This is a genomic window from Rhodoferax sp. RT5P35 (assembly GCF_056521385.1).
The window spans coordinates 264571-289228 of sequence record NZ_JBWMAX010000007.1 but is presented as its reverse complement, the minus strand read 5'-3'; the positions used below and the strand labels follow the sequence as shown (position 1 = coordinate 289228).

Here is a 24658-nt window from a genome sequence, read left to right as displayed (position 1 = left end):
TGCAGTTTGAAGGCCGCATCAAACGCTCTGCGTTGTTTCTTGCCCGTTGTCATGTTCTTCAGTTTCTCAGGGGTTAATAGCCCCTATCGAGGTGTCCGAATTTATTGGACCAGGACACTGACCCTAGTCTTACCGCGCCATAAAGCAAATTCACCAAAGTCTGACCTGGCAGGTGATCAGTTGCCCGGTGCATTGAATGGACTACTGAAGCACGACAGCAGTCCTTGTATGTCGACCGGCTTCACAAAATGGAAGTCAAACCCGGCCTCTTTGGCCATTGCACGGTCTGTGGCTTGTCCCCATCCGGTCAATGCAATCAACACTGGCATCTTGCCGGGAATCAAACGCCGGAGCTCACGCGCTGTTTCATAGCCATTCATCCGTGGCATGCCGATGTCCATCACCACGGCATCGGGCTGGCTAGCCTGCACAGACTCCAGGGCGGCGTGCCCGTTGTACACAACAGACGCCTCTATGCCTTCCAGGGCCAAAAACTCGGCAAGGCTGTCGGCCGCATCTTGGTTGTCATCCACCACCAGCACCCGACGCGGCAGAGGTTTGCCAGATGTCACAGTCGGTGCTGGCTTTGGTAACCGTGTCTCCGTGCCCGGCGCCATGGGTATCTGGATCACAAACTCGCTTCCCTGCCCCGGCCCAGGGCTGCTGGCAGAGATAACTCCAGCGTGCATTTCGGTAAACACCTTCGCCAGATGCAGGCCGATGCCCAGCCCGGTCGACGGCTCCCCGGCGGCGCGCTCCTGGGCAAATATCTGAAACACGCTTGCGATCGCATGTGCGCTCAGGCCCTTGCCACTGTCTTTGACCCGGAAGAATACCGCCGCTGCGTCCACGTCCGCCTCCACCTTGACCGAGATGTGGCCCTCTAACGGCGTGAATTTGGCGGCGTTGATGACAATGTTTGCCAGACTCTGCACCAGCCGGACATGGTCCACGTACAGCGGCATATCCTGCGGCGGCAACAGCACTTCCAGCCGATGCCGCCGTTCGCGCAGGATCGCATCGGCGATTTCAAGTGCCTGCGTCACCACCTGTTCTACCGTGGTTTTTGCCCGCTGCAACTCTATTTTTCCGGTGTTGATGCGGGACACATCCATCAGATCATCCACCAGCCGTGTCAGGTGCTTGATTTGCCGGTCCACCATACCCACGAGTTTGCGGGTCTGGCCAGACGGATACAGCCGCTCAAAAATACTGGCGGCATTCAGTATGGGGGCCAGGGGGTTGCGCAGTTCATGGGCCAGTGTGGCCAGGAATTCGTCCTTGCGCTGGTTAAACGCCCGGACCTGGTACTGGCGCTCACGGGCCCGAAGGGCAGATTTGGCGAAACTGGTTAGCGCCATCGTCCTGACGGGCCGCTCCAGCAGGGTGACATTGCCCAAATGCTCCATCGCGCGCTGTATCTGCAGCGACTCCATGCCATTTTTTGTCAACAGCAGCACCGGCAAATCGGACCATGCTGCCTGCTGCGCAACATACTGGCGCAACAATCCAGCAACCGTGCCGAGCACCTCTTCGGCTAGCAACAAGGCACCAGCACCTTCGTTCAGCTGTGCAGCCAGGTCTTTGGGACTTCGGCAAATACTGGATTGGATATGCGCCGCCTGCAGCAGCTTTTGTGTCAAAAAAGCGTCTTGCCCGGAAGCCACATAGACCAGTACACGCAAGTCCATCAGTTTGCCAAAGTAGGGATGGTTTTATCGTCTGTCAGCGGAATCGTCACACCAGTGAGAATGCCGCGGTAGCCTCGCAGAATTTCACCCACCGTGATGCCGTCTTTCGTCAGGTAAAAGCCGCGAATAGTGCGCTCGTGGGTGCTGCCGCGTTTCTTGAACACCGAGATCGCCTGTTTGATTTCACCGTTGTCTTCAAAATAGCGCAGCATAAGTACGTTGTCGGCCACATAGCTGGCATCCAAAGAGCTGGAAGTGCTGCCACCTAGCATGCCTTGTTGCACCCCCACCAGAATGGTCACCACCTGGTGCTGCCCGAGATAAGTCAAGATTTCATGCAGATACGTAACCAGGAATCGCTCATCAGGCACGGCTTGCAGGTAGCCGTTCAGGCTGTCGATGATGACGATACGGGTGCCCCGCTCCACCGTATCGACCATCGCTGCGGCAAACTGTCCTGGGGTCAATTCTGCAGGATCCACCTGCTGGATGGTCAACTGGCCGCATTTCTGCGCGGCACGCAATGTCATATTCAGGCTGTCTGCGCGGTGCAGCAAATTGCTGGTCGATTCTTCAAACAGGAACATCGCCGTTTTTTCACCACGGGAATGGGCCGCAGACGCAAACTGCGCGGCAAGTGACGATTTTCCCGTGCCGGGCGGGCCTACGATCAGCGTACTGGTCCCCTCCTCCAGGCCGCCACCCAGCAGCAGATCGAGCCTTTCCAAACCGCTGCTCAGCTGGCGGCGTTCGTTGAGGGCGCGCGTCTCGGATGCCACCAACCGGGGGTGCACCTGCAAGCCACCGCGAGCAAGCACATAGTCGTGGAGCCCGCCGATGAAGCTGTGGCCACGGTACTTGACGATGCGCAGGCGCCGACGCTCTTTGCCGTAATCTTTTACTACATGCTCCAGTTGAAGCACCCCGTGGGCAATGCTGCGGACTTGCAAGTCACCCGTCGAGCCAGCGCGGTCGTCCAGCAATAAAACAGTGCATTGGCGGTTGCTAAAAAATTGCTTGAGCGCCAACACCTGCCGCCGATAACGCAGTGGCGATTCCGCCAAAAGCTGCAGCTCGGACAAAGAATCCAGAACCAGACGGGTCGGCTTTTTTTCTTCCACCACTGTCAGTATGTTTTTCAACATATCGGACAGCTCCACCTCGGACGGATGGAACATGGTGTATTGCTTGTCCACATCCAACAAATCTTCCGTGGGCAAGACCTCGTGGATATGGAGGGAAGAAATATCCCAGCCATGGGACTGGGCCACGGCATCGAGCTCTGTCCGGCTTTCAGCCAAGGTGATGTAGATCACCGACTCGCCCAGGCGAATGCCTTCCAACAAAAATTGCATGCCCGTGGTGGTTTTTCCGGTGCCAGGTTCGCCCTCTACAAGGTAGATGCGATTTCTCGTCAGCCCACCCTCCAAAATGGTATCGAGCCCACGTATTCCGGTAGAAAGCATCTTTACGACTCCAGGTGTGTCACTGGCCAGTACCGAGGCCAGAAACGTTTTGAAACACCGTCCTATGCAAAAATGGTTTTGTCTATTTGGGCAAAAAACTAAATTACAGGACACTTTTTGGCTTCAGATCTTATAGATATTTTAGTGGTGGACGACATGCCCGATGCCGCGGAATCATTGGCCATGCTGCTGCAGATCGATGGATACAGTGTGCGCATGGCGTTCAGTGCGCAAGAAGCTCTGGATTTGATTGAAAACGCTACACCATTGTGTGTGTTGTTAGACATTTCCATGCCGGGTATGGACGGACTGGCCTTGGCACGCCACCTGCGCGAGAAATTTGGCGACGACATCATTCTGGTGGCCGTGACCGGCCATAGCGGCTCCGAGCCTCGCGTGGACGAGACTTTTGCGCTGGTGGACTACCACTTCATCAAGCCTGTGCACCCCGACCATATTCGCCGGCTCTTTCCACCGCGCGCTGTTTAACAACGTAGGCTAGATCGGCCTGCATCACACTGCAACCGCGCCTCACGCCGCCGCCCGAATCCAATCCCGAAACGCCACCACCAGCGGTGCCTGTGCCCGCGACTCGGGGTAGACCAGGTAGTAGGCATCACTGCTCTGCAGCGCCTGGGCAAACAACTGCACCAGCGCGCCGGACGCGATTTCGGCCTCGACCAGAAAGCGGGGCAGCAGGGCAGCCCCCAAGCCTGACACTGCCGCCTGGGCAATCATCGCAAACTGCTCGTAGCGCGGGCCGCGCAGGGCGCGCTGGCCGTCGGTGCCGACCTGCTCGAACCAGTCGGCCCACTGCGTGGGGCGGGTGGTTTGCTGCAGCAGCACAGCCTTGGCCAAATCCTGCACCTGCGCAATCCCCAGCCGCTGCTGGTAGGCGGGGCTGCACACCGGCACCACCTGCTCGTGCATCAGGTACTCGCACACCGCACCGGCCCACAGTGGCGCGCCGAAGTGGATGGCGGCATCCAGCGGCTCCTGGGCGAAGTCGAAGGGTTCGCTGCGGGCAGCGATGTTGACGGTGACCTCCGGGTGCAGCGCGGCAAAGTCGGGCAGGCGGGGGATCAGCCAGCGGGTGCCGAAGGTGGGCAGCACGGCCAGGTTGAGCAGGCCACCGCCGTCCGACCAGGCCATGGTTTTCTGTGTGGCGGTTGCCAACTGCTGCAGCACGGCGCGCACATCGGCGGCGTAGACCCGGCCTGCGTCAGTGAGCACCACGCGCTGGCGCACACGGTGGAACACAGCCATGCCCAGCTGCACCTCCAGTTGGCGGATCTGGCGCGACACGGCGCTTTGCGTAAGGTGCAATTCCTCCGCCGCGCGCGAGATGCTGCTGTGGCGGGCGGCGGCCTCGAAAGCCAGCAGGTCAGCGATAGAAGGCAGAAAGCTTTTGCGCAGCATGGTGATGCACTTTCAGAATGAAGTTAGGTGAGCGCTCTTAAAGAAATATGGGTTCTAGCGTAGATTTAATCTGCGCTAGTCGCTAGCTTTTCTGTAGACCCTATCATTCTATTTTGGCATCAAGTGCTTCGCATTTGTCACTATACAAGCGCGGCAAATTGGGCGATATTGGGGCCACTTTTTCACGCTCTACAGCCGCCATATGCCCCACACCACCTCCCTGCCCGCCGACATCGACGCGTTGCTGCAACGCCTGGGCGTATCGCGTGCCACTTACACCGGCGGCACGCTTGCCGTGCGCTCACCCATCACTGGCGAGACCATCGCCCACCTGCCGCAGACCTCGCCCACCGAGGCTACCGCAGCCATCGCCCGCGCCCAGGCGGCCTATCTGGCCTGGCGCACGGTGCCCGCGCCGCGCAGGGGCGAGCTGGTGCGCCTGCTGGGCGAAGAGCTGCGCGCGGCCAAGGCCGACCTGGGCCTGCTGGTCACGCTGGAGGTAGGTAAGGTGCCTAGCGAAGGGGCGGGCGAGGTGCAGGAGATGATCGACATTTGCGACTTTGCCGTGGGCCTGTCGCGCCAGCTCTACGGCCTGACCATCGCCACCGAGCGGGCCGAGCACCGCATGATGGAAACCTGGCATCCCATGGGCGTGGTGGGCGTGATTTCGGCTTTCAATTTTCCGGTGGCGGTGTGGTGTTGGAACGCGGCCCTGGCCCTGGTCTGCGGCAACGCCGTGGTGTGGAAACCGTCCGAAAAAACCCCGCTCACCGCCCTGGCCACCATGGCCATCGCCCAGCGCGCACTGGCCCGTTTTGGCGATGCGCCCGAGGGCCTGCTGGAGCTGCTGGTGGGCCCGCGTGACATCGGCGAGGTGCTGGTGGACGACGCGCGGGTCAAGGTGCTGTCGGCCACCGGCTCCACCGCCATGGGCCGGGCCGTGGCACCGCGCGTGGCGGCGCGGTTTGCGCGGGCGATCCTGGAGCTGGGCGGCAACAACGCCGCCATCGTCGCGCCGTCGGCCGACCTAGACCTCACGCTGCGCGGCATCGCCTTCGCTGCCATGGGCACGGCCGGGCAGCGCTGCACCACGCTGCGCCGCCTGTTTGTGCACGACAGCATTTACGACACGCTGGTGCCGCGCCTGGCCCAGGTCTACGCCCAGGTGCAGGTGGGCGACCCGCGCAGCCCCGGCACACTGGTGGGGCCGCTGATTGATCGCGCAGCCTTTGACGGCATGCAGGCCGCACTGACCGAGAGCCGCGCCCTGGGCGCCACCGTGCACGGCGGTGGGCGGGTGGAGAGTGAGCCGGATGCCTTTTACGTGCGCCCCGCCCTGGTGGAGCTGGCCGACCACGCCGGGCCGGTGCTGCGCGAGACCTTTGCGCCCATCCTGTACGTGCTGCGCTACCAGTCGCTGGACCAGGCGATCGACTGGCACAACGCGGTGGGGGCGGGATTGTCGTCGTCCATCTTCACGCTGAACCTGCGCGAGGCCGAGCGCTTCATGGCCAGCAACGGCTCAGACTGCGGCATTGCCAACGTCAACATCGGCCCCAGCGGCGCAGAGATAGGTGGCGCGTTTGGCGGCGAGAAAGAAACCGGCGGTGGCCGCGAATCCGGCTCCGACAGCTGGAAGGCCTACATGCGTCGCGCCACCAACACCATCAATTACTCCACCCAACTGCCCCTGGCCCAGGGTGTGAGCTTTGACATCGGGAGCTGAGAGCATGACCCGTACCGGCGGCCAGATTCTGGTCGATCAACTTTTGGTGCACGGCGTGCAGCACCTGTTTTGCGTGCCCGGCGAAAGCTTCCTGGCGGTGCTGGATGCCCTGCACGACGCACCCATCACCGTCACCGTGTGCCGCCAGGAAGGCGGCGCGGCGATGATGGCCGAGGCGCAGGGCAAGCTCACCGGGCAGCCGGGCGTGTGCTTTGTGACGCGCGGACCGGGGGCCACCAACGCCGCGGCGGGCGTACACATTGCGCACCAGGATGCCACGCCGCTACTGCTGTTTGTGGGCCAGGTGGCGCGTGAAACACTGGGGCGCGAGGCGTTTCAAGAGCTGGACTACGCAGCCGTGTTCGGCACCATGGCCAAGTGGGTGGTGCAAATTGACGACCCCCGACGCCTGCCCGAGCTGGTATCGCGCGCCTTCCACGTGGCCACTTCTGGCCGCCCCGGCCCGGTGGTAATCGCCCTGCCGGAAGACATGCTGACCGATGCCGCCACCGTGGCCGATGCCCTGCCCTATGCCGTCACCGAAACCCACCCCGGCCCCGCGCCGCTGGCCGAGCTGCAGCAGCGGCTGGCGGCGGCGCAGCGCCCGGTGGTGATTCTGGGCGGCAGCCGCTGGTCTGACGTGGCGGTACAGCAGTTCCGCGCGTTTGCCGAGGCGTTTGCGCTGCCAGTGTTCTGCTCGTTCCGCCGCCAGATGCTGTTTGACCACATCCACCCCTGCTATGGCGGCGACCTGGGGCTGGGGGCCAATCCGCGGCTGCTGGCGCGCATCCGCAACGCCGACCTGGTGCTGCTGGTGGGTGGGCGCTTGTCGGAAGTGCCCTCGCAGGGTTACACGCTGCTGGATATTCCCACGCCGCTACAAAGCCTGGTGCATGTGTACGCCGATGCGGATGAATTCGGCAAGCTGTACCGGGCGGCCCAGTCGATCCACGCTACGCCACAGGCGTTTGCCGAAGCCGTCGGCACACTGCGCCCGGTCTCAACGCCCGTTTGGCAAGCCGAGACGGAAACCGCCCACGCCGATTACCTGCGCTGGAGCGACCCGGCCCCCATCCACATCCCCGGCCCGCTGCAAATGGGCGCGGTGATGCAGCATCTGCGTGCGGTGCTGCCGCCCGACACCATCTTCTGCAACGGCGCAGGCAACTTCGCCACCTGGGTGCACCGCTTCTGGCCGTTTACCACCTACGCCAGCCAGCTCGCGCCTACCAGCGGCTCCATGGGCTACGGCCTGCCTGCGGGCGTAGGGGCCAAGCGCCTGTGGCCGCAGCGCGAGGTGGTGGTGTTTGCGGGCGATGGCGACTTTTTAATGCACGGCCAGGAATTCGCCACCGCCGTGCAATACGGCCTGCCCATCATCGTGGTGCTGCTGGACAACGCCATGTACGGCACTATCCGCATGCACCAGGAGCGGCACTACCCGGGCCGCATCAGCGCCACCGCGCTCAAGAACCCCGACTTCTGCGCCTACGCCCAAGCCTTTGGCGGCCATGGCGAACGGGTGACCACTACCGCTGAATTTGCGACGGCCCTGGCGCACGCCCGGGCCAGCGGCAAACCGGCCATCTTGCACTGCCTGCTGGACCCGGAGGCCATTACGCCCACTAGCACGCTGCACAGTATTCGCACGGCAGCCATCGCCACGCAGTGACGACCACATAAAAAAAGCCACCGGGTGCGGTGGACTTTTTTTCATCTGGCGACAAGACTCAGCGTTCAATCGTCTTGTTCCAGCGCGCGTTCCAGGCCGGGCGGTTGGCGTTGACGCTATCCCAGTCCAGGGTCACGGCATTCTTCATCCATTTGGTGATGTCGGCCACCTGGGTTGCGCCCTCGCCCACGGCTGGCGCTTTGGGGTTGGTAGGGATCTGCGCGCCGAACTGCAGCACATTGGCCTGGGCCAGCGGGCTCAGCAGAAACTCGGCCAGCTTTTGCGACAGCTCAGGCTCACTGTTGTTGGCGATCACGCACTGGCCGACCATCAGCACCACCGAGCCCTCCTTGGGCTGGGCGTATTCCACCGGAATGCCCTTGACCTTTAATGCCGCCACCGAGGTGGGCGTGAGCGGAAAGATAGCGGCTTCGCCGGTCTGCACCATTTCCGATAACTTGGCCGAGCTGGGGATGTACTCCAGCACGTTCGGGCCAATCATGGTGGGCCAAGCTTTGAAGCCCGGCTCCACGTTCTTGTCGTTGCCGCCCTGGATGCGGTTAAACATCAGAAAGCCGTGCAGTCCAAACGACGAAGACGACATGGATTGAAACACCACCTTGCCCTTGAACTTGGGGTCGGCCAGATCCATCCACGAGGTAGGCGCGGCCCAGCCTTTTTCTTTGAACATCTTGGTGTTGTAGGCCAGGCCGGTCATGCCCAAACTGACACCACTGGCCATGTCGTCCTTGAAATGGGCGGCTGGGTAGATCTCGGCCAGGGAGGGGTTGGGCCGCTGCTTCTGGCACAGGCCCATGCCGATGGCGCGCACCATGATGCCGTCGTCTAAAAACATCACATGCATCTGCGGCTTGTCCTTGTTGGCCTGGGCTTTGGCCAGAATGTCGGACGAAGTGCCTGGCACCACCACCACCTTGACACCGTGTAGCTTCTCGAACGCCGGGAAGACGTACTGTGTGTAAGCCTTCTCCATAGTGCCGCCGTTCATACCGATGTACAGCGTCTTGGTCTGGGCACTGGCAAGGCCGCTGCCGAGCAGGGCGATGGTGGCCGCAGCGGCTATCAGCCCACGGCGCACAGTGCGTGAATGGAATACATGGGACATGGTGAAATCCTTTCGGTAGAGGGTGGGAGCGGGGGGGGGAAGCAATCAAAACCGGGTAATGGCAAAAGCGTCTATCGGGGTGCTGCTGCGGCCATCGCGGGCCAGCTCGGCCAGCACTTCGCCAACTGCCGGGCCAATCTGGAATCCCGCACCGGCAAAGCCAAAGCCGTGGATGAGTCCGGGCGTGGTCTGGCTCAGGCCCAGTACCGGCTGGCGGTCGGGCAGGTAGCCTTCGGTACCGCTCCAGGTGCGGATGAAATGGGCATGGCGCAGCGCGGGCAACAGTTCAACGGCCTGCACCGACAAAGCGGCGATGGCCGCGCGTTCGGAACGGGCGCGGTCTGCATCCAGCGCCACACCGGCACCACCACCCAGCACAAGGTTGCCGCGCGCCACTTGTCGGCAATAAATGCCACCGCCCTCCACACCCAGGCTCCAGTCCATAAAGAACGGCAGCGGCTCGGTCACGGCCATGGCCGGATGGCCAGACTGTAGGGGCACGGCCTCGCCAAACTGGGCTGCCAGCTTGCCGGCCCAGGCGCCTGCGCAGTTCAGCAGCACCGGGGCTGTGACCTCCAGCGTGTGGCCAGAGCGCAGCGTGAAATGCTGGCCATCGTGCAGCACCTCGTCCACCGGGCTGCGCTCAAAAATCTGTGCCCCAGCGCTCCGAGCCGCCTGGGCGAAGGCCGGCGACACCAGGCGCGGATTGGCCTGGCCGTCTTCGGCACACAGCGAGCCGCCCACCGCCTTGCCGCCCAGCCAAGGGCAGTGGGCGCGCAGGCGCGGGCCGCTCAGCAGTTCGATGCCCAGCCCAAAGTCGCGGCTCAGCGAGCGGTAGTTCTCCAGCGCGGCCAGGTCGGCCTCGCTGCGCGCAATCTTGAAGTGGCCACAGCGCTGGTATTCGCCATCGGTGCCGATCAGATTCGGCAAATTAGCCCAGATGCGGTGCGCACGCTGGGCCAGCGGCAATTGGCTTACCGGCCGGCCCTGGCGTCGCACGCCACCGTAGTTGACGCCGCTGGAGCGGGAACCACACAGGTCACGCTCCAGCAGCGCGACCTGCAAGCCCATGCGGCGCAAGGCCAGCGCTGCCGAAGAGCCCACGATGCCACCGCCCATGATGGCCACGTCGGCCTGGATCCGCTGAGCCGTCACGCCTAGACCTCCGCCACCGGCGCACGTACCGTATGCACCAGATGGATGGGAATAGGCTTGATGGGTGCCTGGCCGCGCAAACGGCCCACCTGCTCCACTGACTTGCCCGTGGCATGGGCCAAAACTTCTGCCGTAGCCACGCCGCAGCTGCGGCCCTGGCAGCGGCCCATGCCGACGCGGCACAAGGCTTTGAGGCGGTTCATTTCATCGGCACCGCTGGCTTGCACGGTGCGGCGCAATTCGCCCGCAGTGATGTGCTCACAACGGCATACCACCAGCCCGTCGGGCACCTGGGCGGCCCAGCCGACCGGAAACGGAAAAGCCCGCTCCAGGCCAGCGCGGAATGTCTGCAGGCGCTGGAGCTTGCGCTCCAGCAACTTAGCGCGGGCGGCATCCACTGCCACGCCGTGGTCGGCGAGCAAAGCCAGTGCTGCCCGCTCGCCTGCCCATTCGGCTGCGTTCGCACCCATGATTGCCGCGCCGTCACCCGCAAGGTAGACGCCCGCGACGCTGGAGCGGCCTGCACCGTCGCGCTCGGGCACATGGGCGCGTTGCTGCGGCGCAAAGACGAAGCGGCAGCCCAGCAGATCAGCCAACTGGGTCTCCGACCGCAGCGCATAGCCAAAGCCGATGGCGTCACAGTCCAATTGGCGCTCGCGCTGGCCGTCATGCCAGACCACGGCCTGCACGCGCGTATCGCCCAGTACACGCAAGGGACGCACACCGGTGTATACGGCCACGCCACGGGCGCGCAGCCAGGCCACAAAATACAAGCCCTTGGCCAGCACTGCAGGCTGGGTCAGCAAGGCGGGCAGCGCGGCTAGCTGGTCACTGAAGCGGGCCGTGTCCAGCACGGCCACCACCTCCACACCCGCTTTGGCATACTGGTATGCAACCAGGTACAGCAAGGGGCCGGTGCCCATAAAGACCACACGCTGACCAATGGCACAGCCCTGGAACTTGAGCGCCACCTGGGCACCACCCAGGGCATAGACGCCGGGCAGAGTCCACCCAGGAATCGGCAGCACGCGGTCGGTCGCGCCGGTGGCCAGAATCAGTTGCCCGTACGGCAGGCTTTGGGTGGTCTGGGTGGGGCCATGCAGTACATCCAGCAGGCCACCCTGGGCGTTCCACACCAGGCTGTCAGGCCGGTAGTCGATCTGGCTTTGCAACCCGTCAAATGCGCCATGCACGGCCTGGGCGCGTGCGGCTTCAAAACCGTACAGGGTCTGAGCCGTGCGCTGAAAGTGCGCAGGGGGCCGCCGGTAGATCTGGCCGCCTGCGCGGGGGGCTTCGTCCAGCACCACCGGGCGTAAGCCATGCGCCACCAGGGTCTGGGCGGCCCGCACGCCGGCAGGGCCAGCGCCCACCACTACGGGCTGCAACAGACTGTTGGTCATGCCGGTACCCCACCGGTAAGCACATCCATACCCGCAGCAATAAACGTTGAGCAAGCACGCAAGCGTTCGCCCTGTGCCGTCTGCACCCAGCAGTCTTGGCAGGCACCCATCATACAAAAACCGGCACGCGCTTCACCGCTGAATTCGTTGCGGCGCAGTTGGCTGCAGTGGGTCAGCACGGCGGTCAGCACGGTGTCGCCTTCCAGCGCACTGGCGGCTTGCCCGTCCAGGGTAAACGGCACGGCGGTACGGTCAAACTCCGCCACGCGGCGCAACAGGGGTTGCCATGCGCTCATGTTCAACGCCCCACCAGCACACGGTCCAGACCGTAGACGCGGTCCAAAATGACCATGGCGGCAACGGTAACGGCCACCATCAAGGCCGACACGGCTGCCATCAGTGGGTCGATCGACTCGGTGGCATACATATACATGCGCACCGGTAAGGTTACCGTACTGGGCGAGGTAACGAAGATCGACATGGTGACTTCGTCAAAGCTATTGATAAAGGCCAACAGCCAGCCGCCGGTCACGCCCGGCAGAATCATCGGCAAGGTGATGCGGCCAAACACCTGGGCCTGGCTCGCGCCCAGCGACAGCGCAGCATGCTCGGCACTGCGGTCAAAGCCCACCAGCGCAGCCACCACCAGCCGGAGCGTATAAGGCGTAACGATCAGCGCATGGGCGAATACCAGCCAGGCAAAACTGCCGCCCCCACCAACCAAGGCAAACAAACGCAGCAAAGCCACGCCCAGCACCAGGTGCGGAATGATCAACGGCGACAGAAACAAGCCATTCAGAAAGCCGCGTCCCGGGAAGTTGTAGCGGGTGATGGCTATACCCGCAGGCACGGCCAGCAGCGTGGCCAATGTGGCCGATGCCAGGCCCAACCACAGGCTGTTCCAGAACGACTGCATGAAGTCAGGGTGGGCAAACACCGCGCGGAACCAGCGCAGCGAAAACGCGGTGGTCGGCAGGGTGAGCGTGTTTTCGGGCGTGAACGCCACCACGCACACCACCAGCAGAGGGGCCAGCATGAATGCAATTACTAGCGCGTTGAACAGCAGCGCGATGGGTCCATTTTTACGCATGGTGTCAGCCCAAAGATTTTTTGTAACGGCCTTCGACCAGCCGGTTGTAGCTCAGCATGACCACCAGGTTCGCCACCAGCAGAACGAGGGCGATGGCCGCGCCCAGCGGCCAGTTCAGCTCGTGTAAGTACTCGTCGTAGACCACGGTGGCGACCATCTTCAGCCGCCGCCCGCCCAGCAGGCCGGGGATGGCAAACGAACTGGCCGACAGGCCAAAGACGATCAGGCTACCCGACAAGATGCCGGGCACAACCTGTGGCAGCACGATGCGGCGCAAGGTGGTGAAGGGCGTGGCCTTTAGCGACAGCGCGGCATTTTCTACGCCCGGGTCCAGCTTCTGCAGCGAAGTCCAGACCGGGATCACCATGAAGGGCAGCATCACATGCACCAGGGCCACCACCACCGCGATCTCGGTATAGAGCATCTTGATCGGCCTCAGGCCCAGCAGCTTGAGCGAGCCGTTGACCAGCCCCTCGGGCCCCAGCAGCATGCTCCAGCCAAAGGCCCGCACCACCACCGACACCAGCAGCGGGGCCAGCACCACCAGCAGCAGTATGGAGCGCCAGGGGTTGCCCATGCGGCTCAAAATATAGGCCTCGGGCGCACCCACTGCCACGCAGATCAGTGTGACCAGACCGGATATCCAAAAGGTGCGCCAGAAGATGCCGTAGTAATAGTCGTCGGTGAACACGTGGACGTAGTGCGCCAGCGTGAACTCTGCGGCCTTGACACCGGTAGCCGGGTCAAAGGCATTGAAGGACAGCACAGCCGTCAGCGCCATCGGCACCAGCAACAACACGGTAAACAGGACCAGGGCGGGGCCGGACAGCCACCAGGGAGTGGCCCTGCTCATGCGGCCACCGTAGCCGACAGTGCAGCCTCGTCGGCAGGCAACAGGCGGGTGCAGTGCATGGGCCAGTCGATGCCGACGCTATGGCCTTCGTCCAGTGCCGGGCGACCGTCATTGGGGCTGAGCACCATCAGCTCGCCCACGGTGGTGGCCAGCGCATATTGCCATTGGCTGCCCAGAAAGAAACGCTCGCGTACCGTACCGTCCAGTCGGCCTTGGCCGGTTTCGACCAATTGCAGCTTCTCTGGCCGCACGCTGAGCAGCACGGCTGCGCCGGGGCGCAAGCCCACATCGTCCACCTCCACCGTAATCGGCCCCAGGTTGACGCGGGGATGGGCACCACCGGCAACCATGCGCCCGTTCAGCAGATTGGCCTTGCCAACGAAGGTGGAGATGAAGCGGGTGCTGGGATGCTCGTATACGCGGTGCGGGTGGTCGATCTGGGTGGCGCGGCCACCCTCCATTACCACCACGCGGTCACTGATGGACATGGCCTCGCTCTGGTCGTGCGTAACCATCACCGTGGTGGTGCCCACTTTGCGCTGGATCTTGCGCAGCTCAAACTGCATTTCTTCGCGCAGCTTTGCGTCCAGGTTGGACAAGGGTTCGTCCAGCAACAACACCGGTGGCTCGATCACCAAGGCGCGGGCCAGGGCCACACGCTGGCGCTGGCCACCCGATAGCTCACGCGGGTAACGGCTGGCGTGGGCTTCCAGGTGCACCAGGGCCAGCGCGGCCTTGACGCGCTCGCTGCGCTCGGTCTTAGGCATCTTGCGCATCTCCAGGCCGAAGCTCACGTTGTCGGCCACCGTCATGTGCGGAAACAGGGCGTAGCTCTGGAACACGATGCCCAGGCCACGGGTATTGGCCTTGGCATGGGTGATGTCGCACCCGTTCAGCGCGATGCGCCCGCTGCTCACGGCCTCAAAGCCCGCCACCATCTGCAAGGTGGTGGTCTTGCCGCAACCCGAAGGGCCGAGCAGGGACACAAACTCGCCCTTTTCCACCGTGAGGTCCATGGCCGCCACTGCGCAGGTGCTGCCGTAGAACTTGGTCACGTTGCTGAGTTGAAGGAATGACATACGCGGGCCTTTCTTCACGTTTCACAAGGAAGCGGTGCCGGCTAGGCACTCGCCACACACCAGATTGAGGGATTGCTGCACCCTTGAACTGCGGCCACACATCCGCTTCGGACTCTTTGGTGTTATCAATTCACTCTATTGCAATAAGCAAACCAACTTGCAGCGGGTATTCCATCAATCAGAATTTTTCTTTAATTTATTCCGATTAATGGAATAATTAAGTTAAGATATTTGGAGAATATTCCACCAGAGAAAGCCATGGATCCCTTCACAACCGCCACTGGCGGCGTACCGCGTCTGTTTGCCGTCATCCGGGCATTGACGATGGTGCAAACCCAGGGTGGGCGTGTCACCCAATTGGCGCGCACAGTGGGCTTGACGCAGGCCACCACGCACCGCCTGCTGCAATCGCTGGTCACAGAGGGCATGGTCGAGCAAGACGAACGCAGCAAGTTGTACCGTCTCAGCATCGACTTTTTTGCCCTGGCCGCAGTGGCCGGTAACCCTGGCGATCTGCGCACCCTTTGCCGCCCGGTACTGCTGCGCCTGTGTGCCAGCCTGGGCGACAGCATCTTTCTGCTGGCCCGCAGCGGCTTTGACGCGGTGTGCCTGGACCGCAGCGAAGGGCCGTTTCCCATACGCTCGTTCACCGGCGATGTGGGGGGACGCATTGCATTGGGTGTGGGCCAGGGTGCGCTGGCCATCTTGGCATTTCTTCCAGAGGCAGAGCGCGAGGAAGTCATCCGATTCAATCTGTCTCGGGTGCGCGAGTACGGCGTGTACGACGAGGTGTATCTACGCACCGAAATAGAGCGCGTACGCCAGCAGGGCTACGCGGGCCGCAATACTGGCCTGCTGGAGGGTATGGCCGGTGTGGCGGTTCCGATTTGCGACCGTGAAGGTCGCGCGGTGGCCGCGCTCAGCGTCGGCACGATTGCCGATCGCCTGAACGCAGACCGCATGCCCACGGTGGTAGAGCTTCTCAAGCGCGAGGCCGCCACTATCAGCCCCAAAATCCACCCTTTCGACGCAAGCCTGCGGCGACCTGCGCAGAGCTTGACCGGTTCACCAGGGGGGCAAAGAATTCCAGCGCCCAGCCAAGTCGATCGCAATGCCACCGCAAACTAATGTAAAACCCGTCATCTCGCACCACGGTGCCGGGCGTTGCACGGTTTGTGCGGCCCCAACCACGGCGGCTGCAACGCCTACACTCGTTCATTATTGCCACGGAAAACCTATGACCTTGTTTAAATTTGCGCCCATTGCCGTGTGCCTGGCTGCATCTGCTCTGCTCTTTTCTGCCCCTGCCAGCGCCCAAACGGCAGCCCCGGCATCGGTAGCCGAACTGTCCAAACAGGCCGAAGGCCAGCTCGCTGCCGCCGGTTGGCTGTCCATGCTAGACCGGGGCAACTGGGGTGGGGCCTACGAGGCCAGCAGCCAGATTTTTCGCAACATGGTGCAAATAGGGCAGTGGATGGACAGCATCCCTGGCGTGCGCGCACCGTTTGGCGCGTTCGAGAGCCGCACCACCTCCACCGTGGTCTATAAAACCACCCTGCCCGGTCGGGCCGACGGTGAATACGTCACTGCCATTTTTGACTCCCACTTTGCCGACAAAAAAGACGTGGAAGAACTCGTCACCACCGTGCGCGAAGCCGATGGCCAGTGGCGCGTGATCGGCTACCAGCCACGTTAAACCACCGCCATGCTGCAGTTACTGGGTAAAGCCACGTCCATCAACGTGCGCAAGGTGCTATGGCTGTGCGCCGAGCTGGACATCCCCTTTGAACACCAGCAATGGGGCTCTGGCTTCCAGTCCACCGAGGTGGACACGTTCCGCGCGCTCAACCCCAACGCCATGGTGCCGGTGGTCCGCGATGGCGGGTTTGTGCTGTGGGAATCCAACGTGATTTGCCGCTACCTGGCCGCCCGGCAGGCTCGCACTGACCTGCTGCCCGCTGCCCCCCAAGCCCGTGCGCTGGTGGAGCAATGGATGGACTGGCAGGCCACCGAGCTCAACAACGCCTGGCGCTACGCTTTCATGGCTTTGGTGCGCCACAGCCCCGCCCACACCGACCCCATTGCCATCGCCGCAGGTGTGCAGAACTGGAACTGCCACATGGCGATGCTGGACGGGCAACTGCAGAAAACCGGGGCTTACGCCATCGGCGCCGACTTCACCCTGGCCGACATCGTGCTGGGCCTGTCCACCCACCGCTGGTGCGCCGCCCCCATGGAAAAACCCGTGCTGCCCGCCGTGCAGGCCTATTACGAACGCCTGAGCCTGCGCCCCGGCTTCCGGCTGCATGGCCGCAACGGCATGCCTTGAGACACGCCATCCAATGCCAACCTACGACTATGTTTGCCCCGCCTGCGGCGGCTTCGAAGCCATCCGCCGACTGGCCGAACGGGATGACCCCTGCGCCTGCCCCGCGTGTGGCAACGCCGCCCAGCGGGTCTTGACACTCACCACCGCAGAACCCCGCCGTGCGAGCAGTGCCCACGGCCAGAGCGTGGAGGCTAACTACCAACGGCTCAAGCACCGCGCTGGTTGCGCTTGTTGCTGAAAGAAGTCAATGCTCGTGGGCTAAACGGCTCACCAAGGTCACCAAACCCATGCCGATCAGCAGCCAGGCAATCTGCGCTGCAGTGGCGCGGGCGCTCAGGCGGGTTTGCAGCTGTGGAATCAGATCAGCCAGCGCCACGTAAATGAAGCTGCTGCTGGCCACCACCAGGAAGTACGGCAGCCAGTCGTGCAGCAAATCCACCAGCCCGTAGCCCACCATGCCGCCCAGGGCGGTCACGGCCCCGGCCAGCGATACCTTGAGCAGAGCCACCCGGCGGTTGCTGGACGTTCCGCGCAGCACCACCAGGTCGCCCATGTGGTGCGGTACCTCGTGCACCAGCACCGCCAGCGCCGCCACAAAGCCCAGGCGCATATCGGCCATGAAGGCCGAGGCAATCAGAATGCCGTCGCCGAAGGCATGGACACTGTCGCCGGTGAGCACCGCCCAGCCACCGGTACGGGGCGGGGTGGCATGGCCATCGTGGTTGTGTTCGTGGTCGTGGTGACTGTGCCCGTGGCCCGCATGGGCATGGGTCTGGGGCCCATGGTGGTGCTCATGCCCGTGGTGCCACAGCTCGGCCTTGTCGAGCAGAAAGAAGAACACCAGCCCCACCAGCAGCGTGCCAAACAGCTCTTGCGCGCCGGACTGGCTCTCGAACGCCTCGGGCAGCAAATGCATGAAAGCCGTGGCCAGCAGTGCGCCCGCCGCCAGGCTCAGCATGTGCTGGGTGTAGCGCGCCAGCACCCCAAAACTGAGTACTGCCGCCACCCACACACTGCCAATACCGGCGCACAGGGTGGCGATCAAGATTGCTACTAAAGTCATAGCTGGTGGTGCACGCAGAATCTGCGCGGGAGGGTTAAAAGTTCTAAGGCGACGCTGAATGAGTTTTCGCGAGGCTGCAGGCCCTGGATCGGGATGGGATGCAAGGCGCAACCCGCAGACATAGCTTAGGCTATGGCGAGGATTTGCAACGCCGCAGACCGCCCGAGACCAGGGATGCGCAGACCGCGAGGGACTCGTTCAACGTTGCCCAGAATTGTAACGACCCCACCCTGCCTCCCGGCCCGGCTACAAATTGGTTCTTAAAGTCCAAATTTCGGGGAATAGCACCACATCCAGCATCTTGCGCAGGTAACTCACGCCGCCGGTGCCACCAGTGCCGCGCTTGAAGCCAATGACACGCTCCACGGTGGTGACGTGGCGAAAACGCCAGAGGCGGAAGCTGTCCTCCAGGTCGGTGAGCTTTTCGCCCAGCTGGTACAGATCCCAGTGCTGGTGCGGGTCGCGGTAGGCAACCAGCCAGGCGGCCTCGACCTCGGGGCTGGCCAGGTAGGGCTGGGTCCAGTCGCGCTGCAAATAGTCAGCGGGCACGGCCAGGCCGCGGCGGGCCATGAGGCGCAGGGCTTCGTCGTACAGCGAAGGCGCCTCGAAAGCCGCCTGCACCCGAGCCAGCAGGTCGGGGCGGTGGGCGTGCGGCTTCAGCATTGCGGCATTTTTGTTGCCCAGGGCGAATTCGATGCAGCGGTACTGCGCGCTCTGGAAGCCGCTGGAGCTGGCCAGGTACGGGCGCATGGCGCTGTATTCGGGCGGGGTCATGGTGGCCAGCACGTCCCAGGCATGGACCAGCTGGGCCATGATTTTGCTCACCCGGGCCAGCATCTTGAAGGCACTGTGCAGGTCGTCGGTGGCCACGCAGCGGATGGCGGCATGCAGCTCGTGCAGCATCAGCTTCATCCAGAGTTCGCTGGTCTGGTGCTGCACGATGAACAGCAGCTCGTCGTGCGCGGGCGACAAGGGCTTTTGCGCCGACAAAATGCTGTCGAGCTGCAGGTAGTCGCCGTAGCTCATGGACTGGCTGAAGTCGAGCTGGGCTTTTTCTTCCTGGACGATCTTTTCGGTTTCGCCGATCTGGTTGTGGGGGCAGCCCATCTCAGGTCACCGCGCTGATTTTGTTAAATTCAGGGCGCTGCCACTCTGCGGTTTGCAGCACCTCGCGCAGTTGCTCCACCGCGTGCCACACGTCCTCATAGCCCAGGTACAGCGGAGTAAAGCCAAAGCGCAGGATGTCCGGGTGGGCCGCGCCGTCGCCCGCGCGGAAGTCGCCGATCACGCCGCGGGCAATCAGCGCCTGAACGATGGCGTACGCGCCCTCAGATTTGCTCAAGGACACCTGCGAGCCGCGCCGGGCGTGCTCGCGCGGGGTGGCCAGCTCCAGGCCGAAACCGGCGCAGCGCTGCTCTACCAGGGCGATGAACAGGTCGGTCAAGGCCAGCGATTTATGGCGCAGGGTTTCCATCGCCGTCTGGTTGGGAATGAGCGTGGCGGCTGCCGCAAACACGTCCAGCCCGCACTCCAGGGCCGACAGGCTGATCATCGGCTGGGTGCCGCACAGATAGCGCTGCACGCCGGGCGCGGGGCGGTAGTCGGGCGTGAAGGTGAAGGGCGTGGCGTGGCCCCACCAACCGGCCAGCGGCTGCCAGAAACGGTCGGCATGCACGGGATTCACCCACACAAAGGCCGGGGCACCGGGGCCGCCGTTGAGGTATTTGTAGCCGCAGCCCACGGCAAAGTCGGCCCCCGCGCCGGTCAAGTCCACCGGCACCGCGCCCGCGCTGTGCGCCAGATCCCACAGCATCAGCGCGCCAGCGGCATGGGCGGCGGCGGTGACGGCAGGCATGTCATGCATCGCACCGGTGCGGTAGTTCACGTGGGTGAGCATCAACACAGCGACCTCGGACCTGAGGGACGCGGCGATCTCTTCAGGCTCGACCAGTTGCAGCCTAAAGCCGTGCTGGCGGCACAGCGATTCGGCGATGTACAGGTCGGTGGGGAAGTTGCTGCGCTCGCTCACGATGGTCTTGCGCTGCGGCGCGTCGGCGCTGGCCATATGGATGGCGGCGGTAAGCACCTTGAACAGGTTCACCGAGGTGCTGTCGGTCGCCACCACCTCGCCGGGCTGGGCACCGATGAGGCGGGCGATCTGGTTGCCCAGGCGCTGCGGCAGGTCGAACCAACCGGCGGTGTTCCAGGCCTTGATGAGGTCGGTGCCCCATTCTTGCGTGACCACCTCGGCCACGCGGGCGGCAGTGGCGCGGGGCAGCGCGCCCAGGGAATTGCCGTCCAGATAAATCACGCCCGGTGGCAGGCTGAAATGGTCACGCAAGGGAGCCAAGGGGTCTTGCGCATCGAGGCGTAGGCAATCGTGGAGAGTGGTCATAGGTTTTCTACTTTCAAAGTTTTCGAAGGATTGCGCGCACGGGCGATGCATCGGCGGTCATCAATTTGAGCGGCAAGGCAATCAGCTCGTAGTCGCCCTCGGGCACGTCGTCCAGCACCAGGTTTTCCAGCACGCGCAGGTTGAGGCGGCGGATGGCTTGGTGGCTTTCCAGCGTCTTGCTGCTGGCCGGGTCGATGCTGGCAGTGTCGATGCCGATGAGGGTCACGCCCAGGGCAGCCAGGCGCTCTACGGTATCGGGGGCAAAGGCGGCCAGGTCGGCATCCCATTGGTCTACCGGCATGCGCTGGTAGGTGCGCACGAGTACGCGCTGCGGCAGATCCACCAGCGCGTGGGCCAGATGCTCCCAGCGCACCAACGGACCGCAGTCGATGCAGTGGACGACGCGGCAGGGGCCGAGGTAGGGTGCCAGATCGACCGCGCCGATGGCCGCACCCTGCGGGTCGTAGTGCAGCGGTGCATCGGCGTGCGCGCCCACGTGGGGCGACAAGGTGATGGCGCTGACGTTGACCGGGCAGTCGGGCGTGATGGTGGCCGACCAGTGCTGCTGGTAGTGCGTGTCACCGGGGAAAACCGGGCAGCCGGGGGAAATAGGCGGGGAAATATCCCAGAGGTTTTGCATAGTGCCAGGAAGGTAGCACCGCAAAAACAGGCGTGGTGTCGGTTATTTCCAACAGCCGCCGAATTCCCCTTGATTTTCAGAAAGCCCAAAAAACAAGGCTTTTTCAAGCCTTAAAACTGCCTCTAGCGTAGATTCTTTCTTCGCAAGATGCTATCAATTTTTTATTTAAAAAGTAGAGCATTCGACAAACCCCGGCGGGTGCGGGCTTGCAGGCAGGGCGCACTGCCCGCCTCGAATTCGCGGCAAGGCGAAGGCCGCCATTCGTAGATGCCACAGGCAACGCGCTCGCCCAAGGTGCCGGTCAGGGCGGCGCAGCGCGGCGGGCTGTGGTCGGTGCCGCGCATGCGGCGCAGCCGGGCGTTGACCTCGACCACCAGGCCCTCGGGCACACACCCGCCCAGTTCCCATGAATCCTGCGACTCTTCCACCGCAAAGTCCACGCGGAAGCTGGCGCAGCAGATGCCGCAGCTTTGGCAGACGGTGGGCATTTGTTTACTCCAGCTTGCCGAGCACCAGGTATTCCATCAACGCTTTTTGCACGTGCATACGGTTCTCGGCCTCGTCCCACACCACCGATTGCGGGCCATCGATCACATCGGCATCCACCTCTTCGCCGCGGTGGGCGGGCAGGCAGTGCATGAAGAGCGCGTCGGGTTTGGCAATGGCCATCATTTCCAGATCGACGCGCCAGTCGGTAAAGGCGGTTTTGCGGACTTCGTTTTCTGCCTCATAACCCATACTGGTCCAGACGTCGGTGGTGACCAGATCGGCCCCGGCGCAGGCCTGCATCGGGTCTTTGAAGACCTTGTAGCTCTCGGCCGAGCGGATGCCCGCCACCGACTGGTCCACCTCGTAGCCACTGGGCGTGCTGACGTGCACGGTGAAGCCCAGCACCTCGCTGGCCTGCAGCCAGGTGTTGGCCATGTTGTTGCCGTCGCCCACCCAGGCCACCGTCTTGCCCGCGATGGAGCCGCGGTGTTCGATGTAGGTAAAGATGTCGGCCAGGATTTGGCAGGGGTGGAATTCGTTGGTCAGGCCGTTGATGACGGGCACGCGCGAGTGCTCGGCAAAGCGCTCGATCTTGGTCTGCTCGAAGGTGCGGATCATCACCAAATCGACCATGCGGCTGATGACCTTGGCGCTGTCTTCGATGGGCTCGGCGCGGCCCAGCTGGCTGTCGCCGGTGGTCAGGTGCACCACGCTGCCGCCTAGCTGGTACATGCCAGCCTCGAAGCTCACGCGGGTGCGGGTGGAGGCCTTCTCGAAAATCATGGCCATGGTGCGATCCACCAGGGGGTGGTGCTTTTCGTAGGCTTTGAACTTCTTCTTAATCAGCGCGGCGCGGCCAAAAATATAGGCGTACTCGTCGGCGCCGAGGTCGCTGAATTGCAGGTAATGCTTTAACGGGCTCTCCAACGAATGGTTCATACCAGTTCTGCCAAAAATTGTTTGACCAAAGGGCACAAAATGGCCACCAGCTCGTCGGCCTCGGCGGTGGTCAAAATCAGCGGCGGTACCAGGCGGATGACGCTGTCGGCGGTCACGCTGATCAGTAGCCCGGCATCCACCGCGCGCTGGGCCAGCACGCCGCAGGGGCGATCCAGCTGCACGCCAATCATCAGGCCCTGGCCGCGCACCTCTTTGAAGCCCGCCACGCCTTCCAAAGCATGGCGCAGCGCGGCCTGGAGATGCGCGCCCACCTTGGCGGCGTTCTCCAGCAGGCCGTCTTCTTCCATGATGCGGATGGTTTCCACCCCGGCGCGCATGGCCAGCGGGTTGCCGCCAAAGGTGGTGCCGTGGTTGCCAGGCTGGAAGATGTGCGCGGCCTTGGGGCCCGCCACCACCGCGCCCACCGGCACGCCCGAGCCCAGACCCTTGGCCAGCGGCATCACGTCGGGTTTGATGCCAGCCCACTGGTGGGCAAACCATTTGCCGGTACGGCCCATGCCGCACTGCACTTCGTCAATCATCAGCAGCCAGTCGCGCTCGTCACACAGCTTGCGCACCTGCTGCAGGTACTCCACCCGCATCGGGTTCACGCCGCCTTCGCCCTGGATGGTCTCGAAGAACACGGCGGTGACGTTGGGGTTGTTGGCGGTGGCAGTCTTGAGGGCCTCGATGTCGTTCAGAGGCACGCGGATGAAGCCTTCAACCATGGGGCCAAAGCCCTTTTGGATTTTGGTGTTACCGGTGGCGCTGAGGGTGGCGATGCTGCGGCCATGGAAGGCTTTTTCATAGACCACGATTTCGGGGCGCTCGATGCCCTTGTCATGGCCGAACTTGCGCGCCAGCTTCAGCGCGGCCTCGTTGGCTTCCAGCCCGGTAGAGCAGAAGAAAACGTTGGTCAAACCCGACAGCTCCACCAACTTGGCGGCCAGCGCCTCCTGGTGGGGTATGTGGTAGTAGTTGCAGCTGTGGATGATCTTGCCGATCTGGTCTTGCAGGGCAGGCACTAATTTGGGGTGGTTATGCCCGAGCGTGTTGACCGCGATGCCGCCCAGACCGTCCAGGTACGACTTGCCGTTTACGTCCCACACGCGGCAGCCTTGGCCGTGCGACAGCGCAATCGGCAGTCGGCCATAGGTGTTCATGGTGTGGGGCGAGGAAGCCTCTTGATAAGCGGTCATGCAGTCTCTCCAAAATAAGTCATTACAGATTCAGGGCAACCACACCGCTGAAACGTAATTCTAGGCGCAGAGATTGCTTATATTTTTGACAATGTCGCATTACTGCAATGCACTACCGCCCGGCACAAGCTCCCGAAAATAGGCTCAAGTCTTATATAAGATACAATTATTGTGCACCGCAGCAAATCTACCCAACACCGGCCATAGGCGCTATCATTCCAGCACAAAGTGCCCCCTAAACCAGCTGCTCCATACGGCTTGATCCACGCACCCCACCCCCTCTGAAAAGCCCCACCGATGGTTTCCACCTCCGCCAAAGAAGTCTTTATCCAGGGTGTCACCCACGACGGAAGAGCCTTCCGCCCGAGTGACTGGGCCGAGCGTTTGGCAGGGGTTTTGAGCCAGTTTCGTCCTGGTGGCGCACAGCCTGGCAGCCACCTGAGCTACTCCCCCTGGTGCGTGCCCACCACCATCAACGGAACCAAGGTGGTGATCTTGCACAGCGACCTGCGCGAGTACGACGTGATGGCCTGGGACTTCGCCATCAACTTCGCGCGTGACAACGGTTTGCAGATCGTAGAAGCCTGCCTGATTCCCGAATAAGCACCCGCTTGGCGGCCAAGCCAGCCGGAACGCCGCCACCGTATCCACCCATTGCTGCGCCTGGGCCAACCGCCACCCCCACTGCGTAGTCTATGGCCTGGGTTTTCTCCATCGCGCCCAGGACCGCAAACGGGCATGGGCACCGGCTTGCACGGACCCGGATGCAGAGCACCCCAGGCGGTAAAATCCGCGCCACCTTGACCAGGCAACGGGTTGATAGGGCACTCTGAGGCACACCAGCCCATCCCACTCCACTTTACGCAGCCAAGAACCCATTAGACCGGGCTCGCTGTCGGCACCGGTGCCATGCACCAAAACGGGTTT

The 24658-nt window shown here is 63.0% G+C and carries 25 protein-coding genes; 8 read left to right on the top strand and 17 right to left on the bottom strand.

Translation table 11 applies throughout. The features are described 5' to 3' along the window. Positions 1-176 precede the first annotated feature (176 nt). Both AC097L_RS13695 and AC097L_RS13690 read right to left on the bottom strand, forming a co-directional pair. Positions 177-1643, bottom strand: a complete 1467-nt coding sequence (locus AC097L_RS13695; RefSeq protein WP_479586978.1) for a hybrid sensor histidine kinase/response regulator — start codon at positions 1641-1643, stop codon at positions 177-179. 47 nt (positions 1644-1690) lie between these two features. Further along, positions 1691-3157: a DUF7125 family protein gene (locus tag AC097L_RS13690; RefSeq protein WP_479586977.1), complete on the bottom strand. Its 1467-nt coding sequence runs from the start codon at positions 3155-3157 to the stop codon at positions 1691-1693. A gap of 117 nt (positions 3158-3274) precedes the next feature. Here AC097L_RS13690 and AC097L_RS13685 point away from each other — a divergent pair, with 117 nt between their 5' ends. Beyond that, positions 3275-3646, top strand: coding sequence for a response regulator (locus tag AC097L_RS13685; protein WP_479586976.1), 372 nt, complete (start codon positions 3275-3277; stop codon positions 3644-3646). Positions 3647-3688: 42 nt separating this feature from the next. Here the strand turns inward: AC097L_RS13685 and AC097L_RS13680 are convergent, their stop codons facing one another. Beyond that, positions 3689-4576: a LysR family transcriptional regulator gene (locus AC097L_RS13680; RefSeq protein WP_479586975.1), complete on the bottom strand. Its 888-nt coding sequence runs from the start codon at positions 4574-4576 to the stop codon at positions 3689-3691. A gap of 202 nt (positions 4577-4778) precedes the next feature. On the opposite strand from AC097L_RS13680, the gene amaB reads away from it, so the two are divergent. After that, a complete protein-coding gene (amaB, locus tag AC097L_RS13675; protein ID WP_479586974.1) occupies positions 4779-6302 on the top strand; it encodes an L-piperidine-6-carboxylate dehydrogenase in 1524 nt (507 codons plus the stop codon). Between the two features lie 4 nt (positions 6303-6306). Further along, positions 6307-7974 carry a thiamine pyrophosphate-binding protein gene (locus AC097L_RS13670; RefSeq protein ID WP_479586973.1) on the top strand — a complete coding sequence of 556 codons (1668 nt, stop codon included), beginning with the start codon at positions 6307-6309 and terminating at the stop codon, positions 7972-7974. A gap of 58 nt (positions 7975-8032) precedes the next feature. Here AC097L_RS13670 and AC097L_RS13665 read toward each other — a convergent pair whose 3' ends face one another. Genes AC097L_RS13665 through AC097L_RS13635 form a run of 7 tightly spaced genes read right to left on the bottom strand, consistent with a single transcriptional unit; the run spans position 8033 to position 14677 of the window. Continuing rightward, positions 8033-9100 carry an ABC transporter substrate-binding protein gene (locus AC097L_RS13665; protein WP_479586972.1) on the bottom strand — a complete coding sequence of 356 codons (1068 nt, stop codon included), beginning with the start codon at positions 9098-9100 and terminating at the stop codon, positions 8033-8035. 45 nt (positions 9101-9145) lie between these two features. Then, a complete protein-coding gene (locus tag AC097L_RS13660) occupies positions 9146-10219 on the bottom strand; it encodes an NAD(P)/FAD-dependent oxidoreductase (protein WP_479586983.1) in 1074 nt (357 codons plus the stop codon). 38 nt (positions 10220-10257) lie between these two features. Continuing rightward, complete coding sequence (locus AC097L_RS13655) at positions 10258-11655, bottom strand: FAD/NAD(P)-dependent oxidoreductase (RefSeq protein WP_479586971.1); 1398 nt, start codon at positions 11653-11655, stop codon at positions 10258-10260. After that, on the bottom strand, positions 11652-11951 hold the full coding sequence (locus tag AC097L_RS13650) for a (2Fe-2S)-binding protein (RefSeq protein WP_479586970.1): 300 nt from the start codon (positions 11949-11951) through the stop codon (positions 11652-11654). The genes AC097L_RS13655 and AC097L_RS13650 overlap by 4 nt, the downstream gene beginning before the upstream one ends. Positions 11952-11953: 2 nt before the next feature. Next, a complete protein-coding gene (locus tag AC097L_RS13645) occupies positions 11954-12745 on the bottom strand; it encodes an ABC transporter permease (protein ID WP_479586969.1) in 792 nt (263 codons plus the stop codon). 4 nt (positions 12746-12749) lie between these two features. Next, the gene (locus AC097L_RS13640; protein ID WP_479586968.1) at positions 12750-13598 is read right to left on the bottom strand and encodes an ABC transporter permease; all 849 of its coding nucleotides are present in this window, start codon (positions 13596-13598) and stop codon (positions 12750-12752) included. Further along, the gene (locus AC097L_RS13635; protein ID WP_479586967.1) at positions 13595-14677 is read right to left on the bottom strand and encodes an ABC transporter ATP-binding protein; all 1083 of its coding nucleotides are present in this window, start codon (positions 14675-14677) and stop codon (positions 13595-13597) included. The genes AC097L_RS13640 and AC097L_RS13635 overlap by 4 nt, the downstream gene beginning before the upstream one ends. Before the next feature lie 258 nt (positions 14678-14935). Between AC097L_RS13635 and AC097L_RS13630 the strand changes: the two genes are divergently transcribed. The 4 genes from AC097L_RS13630 to AC097L_RS13615 all read left to right on the top strand — a co-directional run bounded on the left by AC097L_RS13630 (position 14936) and on the right by AC097L_RS13615 (position 17244). After that, positions 14936-15805: an IclR family transcriptional regulator gene (locus AC097L_RS13630; RefSeq protein WP_479586966.1), complete on the top strand. Its 870-nt coding sequence runs from the start codon at positions 14936-14938 to the stop codon at positions 15803-15805. A gap of 109 nt (positions 15806-15914) precedes the next feature. Continuing rightward, positions 15915-16373: a DUF4019 domain-containing protein gene (locus AC097L_RS13625; protein ID WP_479586965.1), complete on the top strand. Its 459-nt coding sequence runs from the start codon at positions 15915-15917 to the stop codon at positions 16371-16373. Positions 16374-16382: 9 nt separating this feature from the next. Next, positions 16383-17006, top strand: a complete 624-nt coding sequence (locus AC097L_RS13620; protein WP_479586964.1) for a glutathione S-transferase family protein — start codon at positions 16383-16385, stop codon at positions 17004-17006. A 13-nt stretch (positions 17007-17019) separates the two neighbouring features. After that, positions 17020-17244 (top strand): FmdB family zinc ribbon protein, encoded by a 225-nt coding sequence (locus AC097L_RS13615; RefSeq protein WP_315230076.1) that lies wholly within the window; start codon positions 17020-17022, stop codon positions 17242-17244. A gap of 6 nt (positions 17245-17250) precedes the next feature. Here AC097L_RS13615 and AC097L_RS13610 read toward each other — a convergent pair whose 3' ends face one another. The 7 genes from AC097L_RS13610 to AC097L_RS13580 all read right to left on the bottom strand — a co-directional run bounded on the left by AC097L_RS13610 (position 17251) and on the right by AC097L_RS13580 (position 23731). Beyond that, positions 17251-18069 carry a ZIP family metal transporter gene (locus AC097L_RS13610; protein WP_479586963.1) on the bottom strand — a complete coding sequence of 273 codons (819 nt, stop codon included), beginning with the start codon at positions 18067-18069 and terminating at the stop codon, positions 17251-17253. 246 nt (positions 18070-18315) lie between these two features. After that, entirely contained in the window at positions 18316-19176 is an 861-nt protein-coding gene (gene kynA / locus AC097L_RS13605) for a tryptophan 2,3-dioxygenase (RefSeq protein WP_479586962.1), read from the bottom strand. Between the two features lies 1 nt (position 19177). Next, a complete protein-coding gene (gene kynU / locus AC097L_RS13600) occupies positions 19178-20464 on the bottom strand; it encodes a kynureninase (RefSeq protein ID WP_479586961.1) in 1287 nt (428 codons plus the stop codon). A 13-nt stretch (positions 20465-20477) separates the two neighbouring features. Next, a complete protein-coding gene (gene kynB, locus AC097L_RS13595; RefSeq protein WP_479586960.1) occupies positions 20478-21104 on the bottom strand; it encodes an arylformamidase in 627 nt (208 codons plus the stop codon). A gap of 161 nt (positions 21105-21265) precedes the next feature. After that, a complete protein-coding gene (locus AC097L_RS13590) occupies positions 21266-21592 on the bottom strand; it encodes a YkgJ family cysteine cluster protein (RefSeq protein WP_479586959.1) in 327 nt (108 codons plus the stop codon). A 4-nt stretch (positions 21593-21596) separates the two neighbouring features. Then, entirely contained in the window at positions 21597-22532 is a 936-nt protein-coding gene (gene argF, locus AC097L_RS13585) for an ornithine carbamoyltransferase (protein WP_479586958.1), read from the bottom strand. Beyond that, complete coding sequence (locus AC097L_RS13580; protein ID WP_479586957.1) at positions 22529-23731, bottom strand: acetylornithine/succinylornithine family transaminase; 1203 nt, start codon at positions 23729-23731, stop codon at positions 22529-22531. The genes argF and AC097L_RS13580 overlap by 4 nt, the downstream gene beginning before the upstream one ends. Before the next feature lie 297 nt (positions 23732-24028). Here AC097L_RS13580 and AC097L_RS13575 point away from each other — a divergent pair, with 297 nt between their 5' ends. Then, positions 24029-24334, top strand: coding sequence for a DUF3579 domain-containing protein (locus tag AC097L_RS13575; protein WP_479586956.1), 306 nt, complete (start codon positions 24029-24031; stop codon positions 24332-24334). Positions 24335-24658 lie beyond the last annotated feature (324 nt).

Bases quoted from the DNA above. Each gene is read 5' to 3' on its own strand.
- AC097L_RS13690 (WP_479586977.1), bottom strand. From the start codon at position 3,157: ATGCTTTCTACCGGAATACGTGGGCTCGATACCATTTTGGAGGGTGGG.
- AC097L_RS13680 (WP_479586975.1), bottom strand. From the start codon at position 4,576: ATGCTGCGCAAAAGCTTTCTGCCTTCTATCGCTGACCTGCTGGCTTTC.
- amaB (WP_479586974.1), top strand. From the start codon at position 4,779: ATGCCCCACACCACCTCCCTGCCCGCCGACATCGACGCGTTGCTGCAA.
- AC097L_RS13670 (WP_479586973.1), top strand. From the start codon at position 6,307: ATGACCCGTACCGGCGGCCAGATTCTGGTCGATCAACTTTTGGTGCAC.
- AC097L_RS13665 (WP_479586972.1), bottom strand. From the start codon at position 9,100: ATGTCCCATGTATTCCATTCACGCACTGTGCGCCGTGGGCTGATAGCC.
- AC097L_RS13660 (WP_479586983.1), bottom strand. From the start codon at position 10,219: ATGGGCGGTGGCATCGTGGGCTCTTCGGCAGCGCTGGCCTTGCGCCGC.
- AC097L_RS13655 (WP_479586971.1), bottom strand. From the start codon at position 11,655: ATGACCAACAGTCTGTTGCAGCCCGTAGTGGTGGGCGCTGGCCCTGCC.
- AC097L_RS13650 (WP_479586970.1), bottom strand. From the start codon at position 11,951: ATGAGCGCATGGCAACCCCTGTTGCGCCGCGTGGCGGAGTTTGACCGT.
- AC097L_RS13645 (WP_479586969.1), bottom strand. From the start codon at position 12,745: ATGCGTAAAAATGGACCCATCGCGCTGCTGTTCAACGCGCTAGTAATT.
- AC097L_RS13640 (WP_479586968.1), bottom strand. From the start codon at position 13,598: ATGAGCAGGGCCACTCCCTGGTGGCTGTCCGGCCCCGCCCTGGTCCTG.
- AC097L_RS13635 (WP_479586967.1), bottom strand. From the start codon at position 14,677: ATGTCATTCCTTCAACTCAGCAACGTGACCAAGTTCTACGGCAGCACC.
- AC097L_RS13630 (WP_479586966.1), top strand. From the start codon at position 14,936: ATGGATCCCTTCACAACCGCCACTGGCGGCGTACCGCGTCTGTTTGCC.
- AC097L_RS13625 (WP_479586965.1), top strand. From the start codon at position 15,915: ATGACCTTGTTTAAATTTGCGCCCATTGCCGTGTGCCTGGCTGCATCT.
- AC097L_RS13620 (WP_479586964.1), top strand. From the start codon at position 16,383: ATGCTGCAGTTACTGGGTAAAGCCACGTCCATCAACGTGCGCAAGGTG.
- AC097L_RS13615 (WP_315230076.1), top strand. From the start codon at position 17,020: ATGCCAACCTACGACTATGTTTGCCCCGCCTGCGGCGGCTTCGAAGCC.
- AC097L_RS13610 (WP_479586963.1), bottom strand. From the start codon at position 18,069: ATGACTTTAGTAGCAATCTTGATCGCCACCCTGTGCGCCGGTATTGGC.
- kynA (WP_479586962.1), bottom strand. From the start codon at position 19,176: ATGGGCTGCCCCCACAACCAGATCGGCGAAACCGAAAAGATCGTCCAG.
- kynU (WP_479586961.1), bottom strand. From the start codon at position 20,464: ATGACCACTCTCCACGATTGCCTACGCCTCGATGCGCAAGACCCCTTG.
- kynB (WP_479586960.1), bottom strand. From the start codon at position 21,104: ATGCAAAACCTCTGGGATATTTCCCCGCCTATTTCCCCCGGCTGCCCG.
- AC097L_RS13590 (WP_479586959.1), bottom strand. From the start codon at position 21,592: ATGCCCACCGTCTGCCAAAGCTGCGGCATCTGCTGCGCCAGCTTCCGC.
- argF (WP_479586958.1), bottom strand. From the start codon at position 22,532: ATGAACCATTCGTTGGAGAGCCCGTTAAAGCATTACCTGCAATTCAGC.
- AC097L_RS13580 (WP_479586957.1), bottom strand. From the start codon at position 23,731: ATGACCGCTTATCAAGAGGCTTCCTCGCCCCACACCATGAACACCTAT.
- AC097L_RS13575 (WP_479586956.1), top strand. From the start codon at position 24,029: ATGGTTTCCACCTCCGCCAAAGAAGTCTTTATCCAGGGTGTCACCCAC.